The sequence below is a fragment of the Ruegeria sp. YTSA108 genome, assembly GCF_059610185.1.
The window spans coordinates 1-14,462 of the sequence record NZ_JBXWND010000015.1; the positions used below are offsets into that span (position 1 = coordinate 1).

Here is a 14,462-nt window from a genome sequence, read left to right on the forward strand (position 1 = left end):
GAGATCAGACATGTTCACCGCTCGTTTTTGAACCGTGAATCACGCCGCAAAACGGAAATCAATGGGTCCTGACCCTAAGCCGACATTAGCGCCCCCCTCCGACTGGGCAATGTGCTCAGAAAAAGCACGCGCCCAACAAAGGCGATCCGACCAATCCTTGAAGCCACAGCATTGATCCCCATCTTAACCCGCGACCGTGCGCCCTCTGGTACTTTCTGCACAAGCAGCGTAAAAAGGGTGCTGCGCGAAATATTTGGAGCCTCGCATCGATGAAAGAACATCGTGGCCGTCTGACCAAGGACGGTATCCGTATCTATGAACAGGGTGACTTTGCCGGCATGCAGGCGGCAGGGGCTTTGGCTGCGCGGATATTGGATGATATTGCCGATCATGTGTTCGTCGGCCAGACCACTGGCGCGATTGACGGGCTCATAACGCAGATGGTCGAGGATGCAGGCGCAACTTCGGCCACGATTGGATATAAGGGCTATCAGCATGCCAGCTGTATCAGCGTCAATCATGTGGTCTGCCACGGCATTCCCGGCGACAAAAAGCTGAAGGATGGCGATATCCTGAATATCGACGTGACCGTTATTGTCGACGGCTGGTTCGGGGATACCTCGCGCATGTATGTAGCGGGAAAGCTGCCGCGCAAAGCCGAACGGTTGATCCAGATCACTCATGATGCCCTGTTCAAGGGCATCGAGATGGTCAAACCCGGCAACACGTTCGGCGATATCGGCCACGCGATTCAATCATTTGTCGAGGCACACCGGATGAGCGTAGTCCGCGATTTTTGCGGCCACGGGCTGGGCCGGGTCTTCCATGCACCGCCAAACGTTCTGCACTATGGCCGTCCGGGCACTGGTGCGGTTCTGGAAGAGGGCATGTTCTTTACCATCGAACCGATGGTCAATCTGGGCCGCCCCGAGACCAAGACGCTGGCCGATGACTGGACCGCCGTGACGCGCGACAAATCACTGTCGGCACAGTTTGAACACTCGGTCGGTGTAACGGCAGATGGGGTCGAGATCTTTACCCTGTCGCCAGGCGGTAAGTACCACCCGACTTATTCTTCCTGATCCGCGGCCTGATCCCGTAACAGCTTTAGCAGCAAGGTTTCCGGCCCCCATGGCGTGACCGCATCATGGATGAAGACCGGCGCGCGCAGAGGCGTGCGCTGGGGATCGGTTGCGGTGTCAGCCTCTTGCGGAAGTGACCAATTCGAAGGGGTCAGTGCACGGTCCATACCTCGCAGGGTAACATGACCCGGTCAAATCCCCAAAAGCGCCGGAACCTGCGCCATGTTAGAGAAGACTTCGCCCCCCGCAGCGGCCAGTTTTTTATCGCCTCCATGCGGCGCATAGGCCAAACAGCGCATATGTGCCCTGCTGGCTGCGGTCACACCGCTGAGGCTGTCCTCGATCACCACGGGGTTTACGGCGTTGAAACGCTCAGCCGCTGTCAGAAACAATGTCGGGTCCGGCTTGGCCGTTCCCAGGACATGGGCCGAAAAGGCGAAATCGCAAAACCGCTCCCACAACCCGTTCTGACCCAAAGTGATCTGCATCTTGTCCGGGCTGCCGTTCGAGGCGACACAGAAGGGCAGCCCGTTTGCCTCGAGAACCGCCAGCAGGTCCGCCACGCCGGGCATCAGCTGCACGCCAAGTCGGAGCCGGTCATAGGTTTCCGCATAGACCTCATCAACCCAGCCTGTGGGCAGCTCCGCGCCCAGCGCCCTTGCCTTGTCCCGCACCCCGGTCATGGTGCCCCCAACGAACAGCTTCATACTGTCTTCGATTGTCAGGTTCAGGCCATAACGGGCAAGATTGTCGACCAGTACCTGATTGGACAGCGGCTCACTGTCGACCAGGACTCCGTCGCAATCAAAGATCACCAGATCATGCATCCGGATCGCCATTCCACATCAGGGTGATATGCGTGTCGCCATATTTGCGGCTGTTATGCAACACGAACCCCTCGGGCGGCTGCATGGGCGCGTTTTCCTCCCAGACGACAAGGGCGCCTTGTGCGAACCAGCCGTCAGACAGAGCCGCAATCGCCTTTTGCCCAAGGGATTTGCCATAGGGCGGGTCCAGGAAGATCAGGTCATAAGGCGCTGCAGGATTGGCCCCCAGCCGCGTTGCGTCGCGACGGATCAGCTCGGTACAGTCAGAGCTGCGGGTCAGGTCGATATTCTTGCGGATCAGACCCTGTGACACGCGGCCATCATCGACAAAGCTCACATGTGCCGCACCGCGCGACAAGGCCTCAAGCCCCAGCGCACCGGTGCCTGCGAACAGGTCCAACACGCGCAGCCCGTCAAAATCAATCTGATGGGCCAGTACGTTGAACAGGCTTTCGCGTACCCGGTCTGTGGTCGGGCGCAGATGCGCGCCGGCGTCCCCCTTGCCGACCGAGGCCAAAGCCCGACCTCGGAAGGCTCCGGCGATGATTCTCACGCTCTGAGCAGCGGTTTCAGGTCCGCATCCGGGTCGGCTACAATAGCAGGATCAGCTGTTTTTCCGCTTTCAATCAGACGCTTACCAACCATATAGGCACGCGGATCGTTCATCGCGTCGACAGCGATCAGCTGATCGCCCTTATAGTACCAGAAGGACACGGTCTGCCCGTCACCATTGCGGGTCACCACCCGGTCATACCCGGTGTTCAGGCCCGCGATCTGCAGTTTGACGTCATACTGATCCGACCAGAACCACGGGGTCGCAGTATAATCCTTTGCCGCGCCCAACATGTTCTGGGCAACAATCTCGGCCTGATCAATCGCGTTTGGCACGCTTTCCAGACGGATACGCCCGCCAGCATGCGGGAATGAGGCGCAATCGCCCGCCGCCCAGATCGACGGATCAGAGGTGCGCCCATGCGCATCGGTCTTGATGCCATTGTCCAGCTCAAGCCCGGCCATCTCGGCCAGTTGGGTTGCAGGAGCGATGCCAACGCCGACAACAACGAAATCGACCGCCAGTTCTGTTCCATCGGTCAGCACCGCGCCAGTGACCTTGCCGTTTTCACCCAGCAGTCGGTCCAACCCGACACCTTCGCGGATATCGGCGCCATATTCGGAATGCAGTGCTCGGAAATAGTCACTGGTTTCGGGGGCGGCGACCCGTTGCAAAATGCGGTCGGCCATTTCGACCAGGGTCACCTTGACCCCGCGCTTGGCGCAAACGGCTGCGGCCTCAAGCCCGATGTATCCCCCACCCACGATCAAAGCGCGCGCACCTTCAGAGACGAAGGGTTCCATTTCGTCCACATGGGCCAGATCACGCACCACATGCACCCCGTCCAAATCGCCGCCAATAGCGGCTGGAAGGCGGCGCGGATCCGATCCGGTGGTCAGGGCCAGCTCGTCGTAAGCAACAACCTGATCACCCAGCGTCACGGTCTTGGCCTGAGGGTCGATTCCGGTCACGCGCTGACCAAGGCGCAGGGTGATATTGTTATCGGTATAGAAGTTTTCGGGGCGCAGGAACAGGCGCTCTAGCCCCATCTCACCCAGAAGATAGGCCTTAGACAAAGGCGGTCTCTGATAGGGCAAATGCGGCTCTGCGCCGATCAGAGTAATCTCGCCGTCGAACCCATCTTTGCGCAGCCGGGCGACAAGCGAAGCACCTGCCTGGCCGGCGCCAATCACGACAATATGGCTCATATTCCCCTCACCCTGTCGAATTCCCGTGGTCACTTTTGTTGGCTCACCTATATTGCGGCTAGGCCCGACTCTGCAAATCCAAATGACAGGAGCGAAAAAATGATTTCAACAGGTGACACTCTGCCCGACGCCACATTGACCCAAATGGGGGCAAATGGCCCTGAAGAGGTCCGCGTTTCGGACAAGACCAAAGGGCGCAAGGTTGTCATTTTCGCCGTGCCCGGCGCCTATACCGGCACGTGCACAACGGCGCATGTTCCAAGCTTTATGCGTACCAAAGACCAGTTCGATGCAAAAGGCGTGGAAGAAATCATCTGCATCTCGGTCAACGACCCCTTTGTCATGAGCGCCTGGGGCGAGTCCACAGGCGCAACTGCGACTGGCCTAACCATGTTGGCCGATGCGGCGTCTGAATTCACCAAAGCCATCGGGATGGATTTCGACGCCCCGCCCGTTGGTCTGATCGGCAGGTCCAAGCGCTATGCGATGCTGGTCGAAGACGGCAAAGTGGTCGCCATGAACCTGGAGGAAAATCCCGGCGTCTGCGAGATTTCCGCAGGTGAAGGGCTGTTAGAGGTTATCTGACCTGATCTGGCCCCAGTGCTGCTGGGGCCATTTTCGCAATTTAACTTGCGGCACTCTCATGATGGGCGAATACTTGGTACATATTCATCAGGGAGTTTGTTTATGAACCTAAGGACATTTACCTTTCTTTTAGGTCTGACCGGCGCACTTGGCGCTTGTGGACCGGCCCCTACCCCGCAGCAACAGGCCGCACGACAGCATGAGATCGCCTGCCTGAGCGGCACAGTGGGTGGTGCCTTGCTGGGCGGTGTCATCGGCAATCAGTTTGGCGGCGGTTCCGGGAAAACCATCCTGACGGCAGCGGGTGCTGCGGTCGGCGGCGTTGAAGGTCAGAGGTTCGCATGTTGAGAGGGATGAAGATGAAAACCGCAATCGTCCTGTCGATGTTGTCCCTGGCGGGTGCCGCAACGGCCGAAACCGTGGCAGAGCTGCATGAGAATGAGCTTAAGGCCATCGACACCAATAATGACGGCTTCCTGTCGAAAGATGAGTTCGACGCCTTTTCCGACTATGCGTTCCAGACGATGGATGAGGACAAGAACGGCACATTGGGCCTGGATGAAGCCAAGCCGTTTCTGGATATAAAGCAATTCCAAAAGGTTGACCGGGACCGGGATAGTAATATTTCAAGAACGGAATACGATCAGCATATGACCGAAGATTTTATTTCTGCCGATCAGAACAGCAACGGTCAACTGGATTAGGCTCTGCGGCCCTGGACCAGACAGGAGTATGCAATGACCAAATGGAGCGCTCTTTTTGCGTTGGGGTTGCTTGCGGCATGTGATGTGCCGCAGGCCCCTATTGTGACCGGCCCTGATGGCCAACCGAGGATAGAGATCAGTACCAATGGCCTGACCTGCTATGACCGGCGTTGTCTCGACATCAACCCCGCAGCACGGTCCGTGCGCATGATCGGCAACAGAACTACCCGGATACCTGCCGAAATCGACGTTAGTGACAACCTGGTCACCCCAGCCGAGTTCAGGCGGCTGGGTCAGGTTGCCAGCCTTGCCGGTGGTGTCGGATCACGCGGTGACAGCGGCTAGACCAGGCTGTCCATCTTGCGGGCCAGTTTGGCGTCCAGCGCCGAAAGCCCGCCGACATCATGGGTGGACAGCGTCACCTCGACCGAGCGGTAGACATTGAACCATTCGGGATGATGGTTCCATTTCTCGGCAAACATGGACACTTGGGTCATCCAGCCAAAGGCGTGGACGAAATCTTCGAAGGTAAAGGTCTTGGTGATCGCATCCCGGTCCTTGACCATGGTCCAGCCGCTTTTGAACAGCGGGTCCAGCAAGGGGCCACGGGTCTCGGTCGACAGAAGTTCAGTCATTGGTATTCCTCCGGGTTCGACTTTCTGAACGGGCCATAATCAGTCAGAATCTCGATTTCTTCTCCCACTGCTTGGGCCTCGGCGTCCAGATATTTTTTGATCGCATCGGCAAAGCTGGGGTCATTGACCCAGTGCAGGCTGTGCGTGCGCGTGGGAAGATAGCCGCGCGCCAGCTTGTGTTCGCCCTGCGCCCCAGCCTCGACCCGAGCCAGGCCTTGGGCAATGGCAAAGTCGATTGCCCTATAATAGCACAGTTCGAAATGCAGGCAGGCATGATGTTCGACGCAGCCCCAGTAACGGCCATAAAGCGTCTCGCGCCCGATAAAGTTCAGCGCCCCCGCAATCGGATACCCGCCGCGCTCGGCCAGAACCAATGCCATGTCATCCGCCATGGTTTCCTGAGCGATATCAAAGAATTGCCGCGTCAGATAGGGCACGCCCCATTTCCGAGCGCCGGTATCCTGATAGAACTCCCAGAACGCGTCCCAATGTTCAGGGCGCAGGTCATCACCCGTCAACGCGCGGATTTCGCCGCCAAAGGCGCAGGCCTGCGCGCGTTCCTTGCGAATGTTCTTGCGTTTGCGCGAGGATAAAGCGGCCAGAAATCCATCGAAATTCGCATACCCGTCGTTCAGCCAGTGAAATTGCTGGGAATGGCGCAACATCAGGCCCATCTGTTCGCCCGCCAGCGCCTCATCTTCAGTGCAAAAGGTCGCATGGACCGACGATACCTGATTATCCGCGGCCAGCTGCACCGCCCCCTGCACCAAGGCGGACATTCCCACCGCCTGATATCCCGGCCGCAGCAGAAAGCGGCGCCCGGTGGCCGGGGTGAACGGCACGGCAATCTGCAGTTTGGGATAATACCGCCCGCCGGCGTTTTCATAGGCATGCGCCCAGTTGTGGTCGAAGATATATTCGCCCTGACTATGCGATTTGGCATACATCGGGGCGGCCCCGATCAACATTCCATCCAGATAAACCGTCAGGTATTGCGGCTGCCAGCCGGTACCCGGCCCGACCGACCCGCTCTCCTCCAAAGCCAAAAGAAAGCGATGAGTGGTAAAGGGATCAAGCGGACGGCCCCCATCCGCAGCCTCGGGGCAGGCACAGCTGTCCCACTCTGCCGCAGTAATCTGCGAGAGCGATCCAAGTACCCGAACCTCGATTTGTGCCTGATCCATGTGCCCTCTGCGTTTGATCTTTATCTGTGACGGAAGGGGCGCGGTTCAACCCGGATGCGCGGCTAAGTACCCTTCGAAAGTCACATTATCGGCAATCTTGCGAGCCTCGGCCTCTTGCGCGGCCGAGCGAACGGTCCAGCACAGGACCGGAACACCCTGCGCCTTCAGCTCGGCAACCCTTGGGCGGGACAGGTCTTCGACTTCGTGGCTGATGAAACTGGCCCCGACCCTTACGAAATCCGGGATGTCCCGCAGGTAATCGCACACCGCCGCAGGCAAAAGTTCGACTTTGGGCTGATACGAACAGGTCGTGATCCCCCTGGGCAAATGCGGCGCCAACCGCGCCAGTTCAGCCACCGAATTGGGGTTGAACGACATCAGCGCCACCGGACCTTCATAACCCTCAAGGGCTCGTACAGTATCGCGCTCGAGCGGGCCCACATTCGGGCCCATCACACCGTCCTGATCCTTAAGCTCGATCAGCAGGGGCACCTTGCCCGCCACGATTTCCAGCACATCATCCAGTGTCGGAATACCGTCATCAGCGTGCAACAGCTGTGTCTCGGACGCTACCTGCGCCGAAATCTGCCGAACTGGCCCCGGTCGCCCGGTCAGTCGCCCCAGGTCATAGTCGTGAAAGACCAAAGCCCGGTTGTCGGCGCTCAACTGCAGATCAATCTCAATCCCGTAACCGGCCATAACAGCGGCACGAACCGCCGCCCGGCTGTTTTCCGGGCGGTTGTCCAATTTGTCGTGCAGGGCCCGATGCGTGATCGGGGCCTGTAGGAACGTAGCGGGCAGTACCGGGGTCATGCGATCTCGAAGATGCCTTCGATCTCAACCGCGACGCCCAACGGCAACGACGCTGCACTCACGGCCGAGCGCGAATGGCGACCAGCCTCGCCCAGCGCCTCGACCAGAAAGTCCGACGCACCATTGATCACCTGCGGCTGGTCGGTGAAATCGGCGGTTGAATTCACGAACCCTGTCAGTTTGATCACACGCACCAGCTTTTCTATATCGCCACCGCAAGCAGCCTTGACCTGCGCCAGAAGATTGATCGCGCAGACCTTGGCGGCCGCAGCACCCGCTGCAACATCCATGTTATCACCCAGCTTGCCGGTGATCAGTTCCGCATCCTTGGAAATCTGTCCTGAAACGTAGACGATATTGCCGACCCGCACGAAAGGCACATAGTTGGCGGCGGGCGCCGGCCCGTCCGGCAGACTGATTCCCAGGCTTTCCAGTTTTGCTGCGATACTCATCGGTTGATCCTCACCTGATATAGACTCGGCCGGACGCTATCCGGGATCGTTCGGCTGGAAAAGTGTGAAACCAGTAAAACTGCGGTCAGTGGCGTATTAAGCGTAACTTCTCTTATCCCGAGGTGTTGAACTTGTGTCACTTTACCTGATGCAGTCGGCCGGGTTAAACGCGAACTGTTTCAAAATGGGACCAAAACCTTTATGTGACGACAGATTGAGCCGCAAAATGGCCGCAGGCATTATTGATTGAGCGTCCAGCCCCACTCACAAAACGGCTGGCGCGTTTGGAGTTGAAATACCGTGTTGAGCAAGATCAGATTCAAGCCCCTGATTGTCGTGACCCTGATGACCGTTCTTGGCGCTTGTGCGTCCCAACCCGCCGATCAGGCCGCGCGAGGCGATACTTTCGATCCCTACGAGAATACAAACCGCGGCATTCACAAGTTCAATCTGGGCGTCGACCGGTTCCTGTTCCGTCCGGCCTCGAAAGGCTATGTGAAGATCGTGCCCGATCCGATGGTGACCAGTTTCAACCATTTTGCCGAAAACCTGACTATGCCGGGTCAGGCTCTGGATTATCTGCTGCAGGGCAATCTGAAGCAGTCGGGCAATGCCCTGCTGCGGTTCCTCATCAATACGACCGTTGGTGGCGCGGGTCTGTCTGACCCGGCCAGCGAATTGAACCTGCCGCCCGTGGATACCGATTTCGGTGAAACCCTGCACGTCTGGGGTTTTGGCGAAGGTGCCTATGTGGAATTGCCCTTCTATGGTCCCTCAACATCCAGGGATGCGGTCGGCGTCGTCGTCAACCTGTTTTCGAACCCGATCAACTTCACACCGGTGCGCCCGGTTGAGAATATCGGCGTCTACGCCGAAATCGTAAGGCGGATGGGCGACCGTGGACGGTTCTCGGACACAGTCGATTCCATCCTCTATGAAAGTGCTGACAGCTATAAGCAGGCACAAACAATTTACCTGCAAAATCGACGTTTCGAACTGGCACGCGATGATGAGGACGCCTATCTGGGATTGTATGACGATCCCTATGCAGATATCGGGACCGACCCTGTCAGAGACCCCTACCTTGACCCCTACGAGGATCCATATGCCGAGTAATTATTTGAAGAGAAGAGAGTTTATTGCATCTGGCATCGCCGGCCTGGCGCTAGCCACCCTCCCCTTGCCAGGCTTTGCCCAGACAGAGGCCAGTGCAAAAGCGTTGGTCGTTAGCGTTGTGGATGACATCAACCGCGTCATCAGTTCGGGAAAATCCGAAAAGAGCATGATCCGCGATTTTGAAAAGATCTTCGTGCAATATGCCGACGTTCCGATCATGGCCCGCTATGTGCTGGGGGCCGATGGCCGCTCGGCCAGTGCGTCACAGATAAAGCAGTTCACCGACGCGTTTCAGGGCTATATCTCGAACAAATACGGACGTCGCTTTCGCGAGTTCATTGGCGGCGAGGTGACCGTTCGAAATGCGCGCAAGATCAAAGCCGGATACGAGGTGCGTACCTCGGTCAAGCTGCAGGGCTCCTCGCCTTTTGAGGTGACCTTCCTGGTGTCCGACAAATCCGGCCGCGACAAATTCTTCAACATGTTTATCGAAGGCGTGAACATGCTGCTGACCGAACGCACCGAGATCGGCGCCATGCTGGACGCGCGCGGCGGTGATCTGAACCGTCTGATCAAAGATATGAAGCGAACCGGGTGAATTCACAGCGAATTGCTGCAGTCAAAACTTTCAAATCCGCTCGTAGTTTCGACCAGTTCGGCCTCATAGTGTGCGATCATTGGCATTGCAATGGGTTCGATCTGGTCATTCCAGACCGCCTCACCATAGAAGCTGTCCTTTATCCTGTCGCGTTCTTCCAACGAAGAAAACGCGCGCATCCAATGCACTTTGTCAGGATTTTCCAGGTCTCTGAGCGGCCCAAACACAAGCATTCCTGCATCCCGCAACGCAGCGCGATTGTGTTTCTCAAAGAATTCTATGAACGCTTCTCGGCGGCCCGGTTTTAGTGTGTAATGTCGAATTTCCAGTATCATCATATACCCCGGGCAATCTCGTTGGCCTGACATGGCGTCAGTACTTGGCGAAATTGCCCGAGTTTAGCAAGAACAAGTCCTGCGCAGTGCGCTAGTTCAACCGCTCGCCGGTTTCCTTGGCAAAATAGGACACTTTGCTCATGTCAAAGGCCAGGTTCAGCTCTTGTCCGGCCTGGGCGCTGGTTTCCGCGTGCAGGCGCGCAGTGACCTGTTTACCGCCCAGTTCGGACACTACATAGGTGTCAGCTCCGGCAGGTTCGACCATGTCGACCATGCAGACCGCCTCCTGCACACCGTCGCCTGCGCGGAATCCGGCCTCGGCGATATCCTCTGGGCGCAGGCCCAGAATGACATCCTGCGGCAGCGACAGATCACGGGCATCCTTCAGGACTAGCGTTTCACCCGATGACCGCTCGATGGCAATTTCGGTGCCTGTGCCGTTCTTGGTTGCCTTTGCAGGGATCAGGTTCATCGCGGGTGAGCCCATGAAATCAGCCACGAACAGGTTGGCAGGGTTGTTATAGATCTCGGCCGGGCTGCCGATCTGCTGCACGATCCCGCCTTTCAGAACCACAATCTTGGTGGCCAGCGTCATCGCCTCGATCTGGTCGTGGGTCACATAAACGATAGAGGCATCCAGAGTCTGGTGCAGCTTCTTTATTTCTGTCCGCATCTCGACCCGCAGCTTGGCGTCGAGATTCGACAGCGGCTCGTCAAAAAGGAACAGTTTGGGGTCGCGCACCAGCGCCCGTCCCATCGCCACCCGCTGACGTTGACCACCGGACAGCTGACTAGGACGGCGGTTCAGCAGCGGTTCGATTTGCAGCAGCGCGGCCACATCCTTTAGCTTAGCGTCCATCGTAGCCTGATCCACGCCGCGCACTTTCATGCCAAAGGTAATGTTCTTGGCCACCGACATGGTTGGGTACAGGGCGTAGGACTGAAACACCATGGCGATGTCCCGGTCCTTAGGGCTGACATGGGTCATGTCTTTGCCACCAATGGCCAGCGTACCGCCGGTGATCGGTTCCAGCCCGGCAATGCAGTTCAGCAAGGTGGATTTACCACAGCCCGATGGGCCGACCAGCACCAGAAAGTCGCCCGGTTCGATCGAGATGTTGATATCCTTCAGGATCTCGGTTGCGCCGTAGTTCTTGTACAGCTTGTTGATATCAAGGATGGGAGCCATCATTCTATCCCTTCACAGAGCCAGCGGTCAGGCCGCGGATGAAATACTTACCGGCAACGACATAGACGAGCAGCGTCGGCAGACCCGCGATGATCGCGGCGGCCATGTCGACATTGTATTCTTTGACACCGGTGGTGGAGTTTACGATGTTGTTAAGCGCCACAGTCACAGGCTGTGTGCCCGCCTGGCTGAACGACACGCCGAACAAGAAATCATTCCAGATCTGCGTGAATTGCCAGATCACGGTTACCACGATGATCGGCAGTGACAGTGGCAGGAAGATCGACCAGAAAATCCGCAGGAACCCGGCCCCATCGACGCGAGCGGCCTTGGTCAGCTCGGCCGGGATAGAGACATAATAGTTGCGGAAAAACAGCGTGGTGAAGCCAAGACCATAGATTACGTGGACAAAAATCAGACCCGGAATGGTTCCGGCAATACCCATCATGCCCAGAAGGCGCGCCATCGGCAGCAGGACGACCTGAAACGGAATGAAGCAACCAAACAGCATCAGCGAGAAGATGATGTTAGCCCCTTTGAACCGCCACTGCGCGACAACGTAACCATTCAGAGCGCCCAGCAGGGTCGAGATAGCCACCGCAGGCACCGCAATCAGGACCGAGTTCCAGAAGTAAGGCCGCAGACCTTCGCATTGGATACCCGTGCAGGCGCCCGACCAAGCGGTTTTCCAGGCCTCGAAACTCACCTCACGCGGTAACGATATCAGACTACCGGTACGGATTTCCTCAAGACTTTTGAGCGATGTCGTCAACATCACAAATAATGGCATCAGGTAATACAGCGCGAACAGGCACAGCACCACGTAAAGCAGCCAGCGCAGGACGATTTTGCTTATGTTACTTTGACTGCGGGTTTGGGTGTGGGGCATCGACAGATCAGTCATTTTTAGCCCTCAATTCTGAGTAGAGATAAGGAACCACGATGGCAAAGACGACCAGCATCATGATCATTGCAGAAGACGCCGCCTGACCGATATCGCCGCGCGAAAAGGCCATCGCATACATGTAAGTGGCGGGCAGATCGGTGGCATAACCCGGGCCGCCGCCAGTCAGGGCGATGACAAGGTCAAAGCTTTTGATTGCCAGATGCGCCAACACGATGAAAGCGGACAGGAAAATCGGGGCCATCGACGGGATGATGATCGCGGTATAGATACGCCATGTTGGAATACCATCGACCTGTGCGGCCTTGATGATCTCGCCATCGACCGAGCGCAGACCGGCCAGAAACAGCGCCATCACAAAGCCCGAGCTCTGCCAGAGTGCAGCGATCACAATAGTGTAGATCGCGTAATCGGGGTTCACCAGCCAATCGAATTCGAAGTTGGGAAAGCCCCAACCCTGCACCATGGACTCAATCCCCAGACCGGGGTTCAGGATCCACTTCCACGCCGTGCCCGTGACGATCATCGACAGCGCCATGGGGTAGAGATAGATTGTTCGGATCGCTCCTTCGACGCGGATTTTCTGATCCAGCAGGATGGCCAGCAGCAGGCCCAGCAGCATCGCGATCACGATGAACAGAGTACCAAAGATATACAGGTTGCCAATCGCCGTATCCCAGCGAGGAGAGTCGAACAGGCGCTCATACTGGATGAAGCCATGGATCTCGTATTTCGGCAGCAGTTTTGAGCGTGTAAGCGACACCCATGCGGTCCATCCGATAAATCCGTAGACAAAGATCAATACGGCGATGAACGACGGTGCCAGCACCACCTTGGGCAGGTGGTTTTCCAGCCATTCGGACATGTTTTCCTCCGGGGAAAGATGCTCTGCCCCACACCTTGGGGGCAGAGCGTATTGGATCAGTAGCTGTTGGCCACCGCGTCCGCCAGTTGCTGAACCGCGTCAGCCGAGGACATATCCGAGTTGAAATGCGCGGTCACAACATCTGTGATCGCACCAGCCTGCGACCCGCGCAGCGCCATGCCATGGGCATAAGACGGCAGCAGTGAACCACCTGCCGAGGTCGAGCCCATGTCTTCGGCCGAGATTTGCGCGCAGATGTCAAAGGCATCCAGCGACACATCGGTCCGGGCCGGGATCGAACCTTTGTTCAGGTTGAACACTTCCTGAAAGTTCGGTGCAACAATCAGCTTGGCCAGCAATTCCTGACCGGCGCGATTGTCGTCGCCCTCAACCTCGAACATGGCAAAACTGTCGACGTTATACAGATATCCATCGCCGGGGGTCGAGGCGCAGAGGAAATCCTCACCAGGCTTCTTGCCCGCTGCCAGGAATTCGCCCTTGGCCCAGTCACCCATGATCTGAAAGGCCGCTTCGCCGTTCATCACCATCGCGGTGGCCAGGTTCCAGTCGCGGCCCGAGAAATTCTCGTCCACATAACCACGCAGGGTGCGCATCTGGTCAAAGACCTGGATCATTGTGTCCGAGGTCAACGCCTCGGGGTCCAGATCGACCAGAGCTTTCTGATAGAATTCCGGTCCGCCAAGACCCAGCGCGACGGCTTCGAAAACCGTAGCGTCCTGCCAGGCCTGACCGCCATGCGCCAGCGGGATTACACCGGCGGCCTGCAGTTTTTCGGCTGCGGCGTTGAACTCGTCCCATGTGGTCGGCATCTCGATTCCGTTTGCGGCCAGCACATCGGCATTGGCCCAAATCCAGTCGATGCGGTGAACGTTCACAGGCGCCGCGCACCAAGTGCCTTCGCACATCATGTGACCGGCAATCGACGCGGGTAGAACTTCGGCCCAGCCTTCGGCTGCGGCCACGTTCGAAATATCGGCCAGAACACCTTCTTCATACCATTCCTGAATCGCCGGGCCTTTCAGCTGAACTGCCGTCGGAGCGTTGCCGGCCAGAACCCGGGCCCGCAGCGCCGTCATGGCTGCATCACCGCCGCCGCCTGCGACAGGCATATCGGTCCATGTGCCCCCGTTCGAGGCAAACTCTTCCTGAAGCACGGCCACCGATTTGGCCTCGCCACCGGATGTCCACCAATGCAAGACCTCCGCCTGTGGTTCGGCCACCACAGATGATCCGGCTGCGACGGCCAATGCGGACACAGTCGCAAAAGAAAATCGTTTCATGTTTTCTCCTCCCTGAGAATTCGGTGCCAGTCAAAATGGCAATGCCGCAATACTGTGTCCCTATCTGAGTCTGACAACGCTAAATCCGGGCCAATACCCGGGAATGGCGCA

The 14,462-nt window shown here is 57.6% G+C and carries 20 protein-coding genes; 7 read left to right on the forward strand and 13 right to left on the reverse strand.

All coding sequences use genetic code 11. The features are described 5' to 3' along the window. The first annotated feature begins 269 nt into the window (after nt 1-269). Nucleotides 270-1,082: a type I methionyl aminopeptidase gene (gene map, locus AC2FHW_RS17355; RefSeq protein WP_271952408.1), complete on the forward strand. Its 813-nt coding sequence runs from the start codon at nt 270-272 to the stop codon at nt 1,080-1,082. Here map and AC2FHW_RS17360 read toward each other — a convergent pair. From AC2FHW_RS17360 to AC2FHW_RS17375, 4 genes are read right to left on the reverse strand one after another with little or no spacing between them, the layout of a single operon-like run. Further along, nucleotides 1,070-1,249, reverse strand: a complete 180-nt coding sequence (locus tag AC2FHW_RS17360; RefSeq protein ID WP_271952407.1) for a hypothetical protein — start codon at nt 1,247-1,249, stop codon at nt 1,070-1,072. The genes map and AC2FHW_RS17360 overlap by 13 nt on opposite strands. Before the next feature lie 24 nt (nt 1,250-1,273). Continuing rightward, a complete protein-coding gene (locus AC2FHW_RS17365; protein WP_496822328.1) occupies nt 1,274-1,921 on the reverse strand; it encodes an HAD family hydrolase in 648 nt (215 codons plus the stop codon). Continuing rightward, a complete protein-coding gene (rsmD, locus tag AC2FHW_RS17370) occupies nt 1,902-2,462 on the reverse strand; it encodes a 16S rRNA (guanine(966)-N(2))-methyltransferase RsmD (RefSeq protein ID WP_142638680.1) in 561 nt (186 codons plus the stop codon). The genes AC2FHW_RS17365 and rsmD overlap by 20 nt, the downstream gene beginning before the upstream one ends. Next, nucleotides 2,459-3,670, reverse strand: coding sequence for an NAD(P)/FAD-dependent oxidoreductase (locus AC2FHW_RS17375; RefSeq protein ID WP_142638678.1), 1,212 nt, complete (start codon nt 3,668-3,670; stop codon nt 2,459-2,461). Before AC2FHW_RS17375 ends, rsmD begins: the two co-directional genes overlap by 4 nt. A gap of 99 nt (nt 3,671-3,769) precedes the next feature. Between AC2FHW_RS17375 and AC2FHW_RS17380 the strand changes: the two genes are divergently transcribed. The 4 genes from AC2FHW_RS17380 to AC2FHW_RS17395 all read left to right on the forward strand — a co-directional run bounded on the left by AC2FHW_RS17380 (nt 3,770) and on the right by AC2FHW_RS17395 (nt 5,304). After that, on the forward strand, nt 3,770-4,255 hold the full coding sequence (locus AC2FHW_RS17380; RefSeq protein ID WP_142638675.1) for a peroxiredoxin: 486 nt from the start codon (nt 3,770-3,772) through the stop codon (nt 4,253-4,255). 102 nt (nt 4,256-4,357) lie between these two features. Beyond that, nucleotides 4,358-4,603 carry a glycine zipper 2TM domain-containing protein gene (locus AC2FHW_RS17385; protein ID WP_496822329.1) on the forward strand — a complete coding sequence of 82 codons (246 nt, stop codon included), beginning with the start codon at nt 4,358-4,360 and terminating at the stop codon, nt 4,601-4,603. Nucleotides 4,604-4,614: 11 nt separating this feature from the next. After that, nucleotides 4,615-4,959 carry an EF-hand domain-containing protein gene (locus AC2FHW_RS17390; protein ID WP_142638671.1) on the forward strand — a complete coding sequence of 115 codons (345 nt, stop codon included), beginning with the start codon at nt 4,615-4,617 and terminating at the stop codon, nt 4,957-4,959. A gap of 33 nt (nt 4,960-4,992) precedes the next feature. Further along, complete coding sequence (locus AC2FHW_RS17395) at nt 4,993-5,304, forward strand: hypothetical protein (RefSeq protein ID WP_281973287.1); 312 nt, start codon at nt 4,993-4,995, stop codon at nt 5,302-5,304. On the opposite strand, the gene AC2FHW_RS17400 is transcribed toward AC2FHW_RS17395, so the two are convergent. From AC2FHW_RS17400 to AC2FHW_RS17415, 4 genes are read right to left on the reverse strand one after another with little or no spacing between them, the layout of a single operon-like run. Then, complete coding sequence (locus AC2FHW_RS17400; RefSeq protein WP_281973288.1) at nt 5,301-5,594, reverse strand: 4a-hydroxytetrahydrobiopterin dehydratase; 294 nt, start codon at nt 5,592-5,594, stop codon at nt 5,301-5,303. The two genes, AC2FHW_RS17395 and AC2FHW_RS17400, sit on opposite strands and share 4 nt — an antisense overlap. Continuing rightward, nucleotides 5,591-6,778 carry a GNAT family N-acetyltransferase gene (locus AC2FHW_RS17405; protein WP_496822331.1) on the reverse strand — a complete coding sequence of 396 codons (1,188 nt, stop codon included), beginning with the start codon at nt 6,776-6,778 and terminating at the stop codon, nt 5,591-5,593. The genes AC2FHW_RS17400 and AC2FHW_RS17405 overlap by 4 nt, the downstream gene beginning before the upstream one ends. 45 nt (nt 6,779-6,823) lie before the next feature. Next, nucleotides 6,824-7,591: a glycerophosphodiester phosphodiesterase family protein gene (locus tag AC2FHW_RS17410; protein WP_496822333.1), complete on the reverse strand. Its 768-nt coding sequence runs from the start codon at nt 7,589-7,591 to the stop codon at nt 6,824-6,826. Then, entirely contained in the window at nt 7,588-8,043 is a 456-nt protein-coding gene (locus tag AC2FHW_RS17415) for a RidA family protein (RefSeq protein WP_142638661.1), read from the reverse strand. Before AC2FHW_RS17415 ends, AC2FHW_RS17410 begins: the two co-directional genes overlap by 4 nt. Nucleotides 8,044-8,388: 345 nt before the next feature. Between AC2FHW_RS17415 and AC2FHW_RS17420 the strand changes: the two genes are divergently transcribed. Both AC2FHW_RS17420 and AC2FHW_RS17425 read left to right on the forward strand, forming a co-directional pair. Then, a complete protein-coding gene (locus tag AC2FHW_RS17420; RefSeq protein WP_142638706.1) occupies nt 8,389-9,159 on the forward strand; it encodes an MlaA family lipoprotein in 771 nt (256 codons plus the stop codon). Continuing rightward, entirely contained in the window at nt 9,149-9,757 is a 609-nt protein-coding gene (locus AC2FHW_RS17425; protein ID WP_271952395.1) for an MlaC/ttg2D family ABC transporter substrate-binding protein, read from the forward strand. The genes AC2FHW_RS17420 and AC2FHW_RS17425 overlap by 11 nt, the downstream gene beginning before the upstream one ends. Nucleotides 9,758-9,759: 2 nt before the next feature. On the opposite strand, the gene AC2FHW_RS17430 is transcribed toward AC2FHW_RS17425, so the two are convergent. The 5 genes from AC2FHW_RS17430 to AC2FHW_RS17450 form a co-directional block, all read right to left on the reverse strand. Next, a complete protein-coding gene (locus AC2FHW_RS17430; RefSeq protein ID WP_496822335.1) occupies nt 9,760-10,092 on the reverse strand; it encodes a putative quinol monooxygenase in 333 nt (110 codons plus the stop codon). Nucleotides 10,093-10,183: 91 nt separating this feature from the next. Beyond that, the gene (locus AC2FHW_RS17435; RefSeq protein WP_142638656.1) at nt 10,184-11,281 is read right to left on the reverse strand and encodes an ABC transporter ATP-binding protein; all 1,098 of its coding nucleotides are present in this window, start codon (nt 11,279-11,281) and stop codon (nt 10,184-10,186) included. A gap of 4 nt (nt 11,282-11,285) precedes the next feature. Continuing rightward, nucleotides 11,286-12,185, reverse strand: coding sequence for a carbohydrate ABC transporter permease (locus tag AC2FHW_RS17440; RefSeq protein ID WP_496729259.1), 900 nt, complete (start codon nt 12,183-12,185; stop codon nt 11,286-11,288). Continuing rightward, nucleotides 12,178-13,050: a carbohydrate ABC transporter permease gene (locus tag AC2FHW_RS17445; protein WP_142638652.1), complete on the reverse strand. Its 873-nt coding sequence runs from the start codon at nt 13,048-13,050 to the stop codon at nt 12,178-12,180. The genes AC2FHW_RS17440 and AC2FHW_RS17445 overlap by 8 nt, the downstream gene beginning before the upstream one ends. Nucleotides 13,051-13,106: 56 nt before the next feature. Further along, on the reverse strand, nt 13,107-14,351 hold the full coding sequence (locus AC2FHW_RS17450) for an ABC transporter substrate-binding protein (protein WP_271952389.1): 1,245 nt from the start codon (nt 14,349-14,351) through the stop codon (nt 13,107-13,109). Nucleotides 14,352-14,462 lie beyond the last annotated feature (111 nt).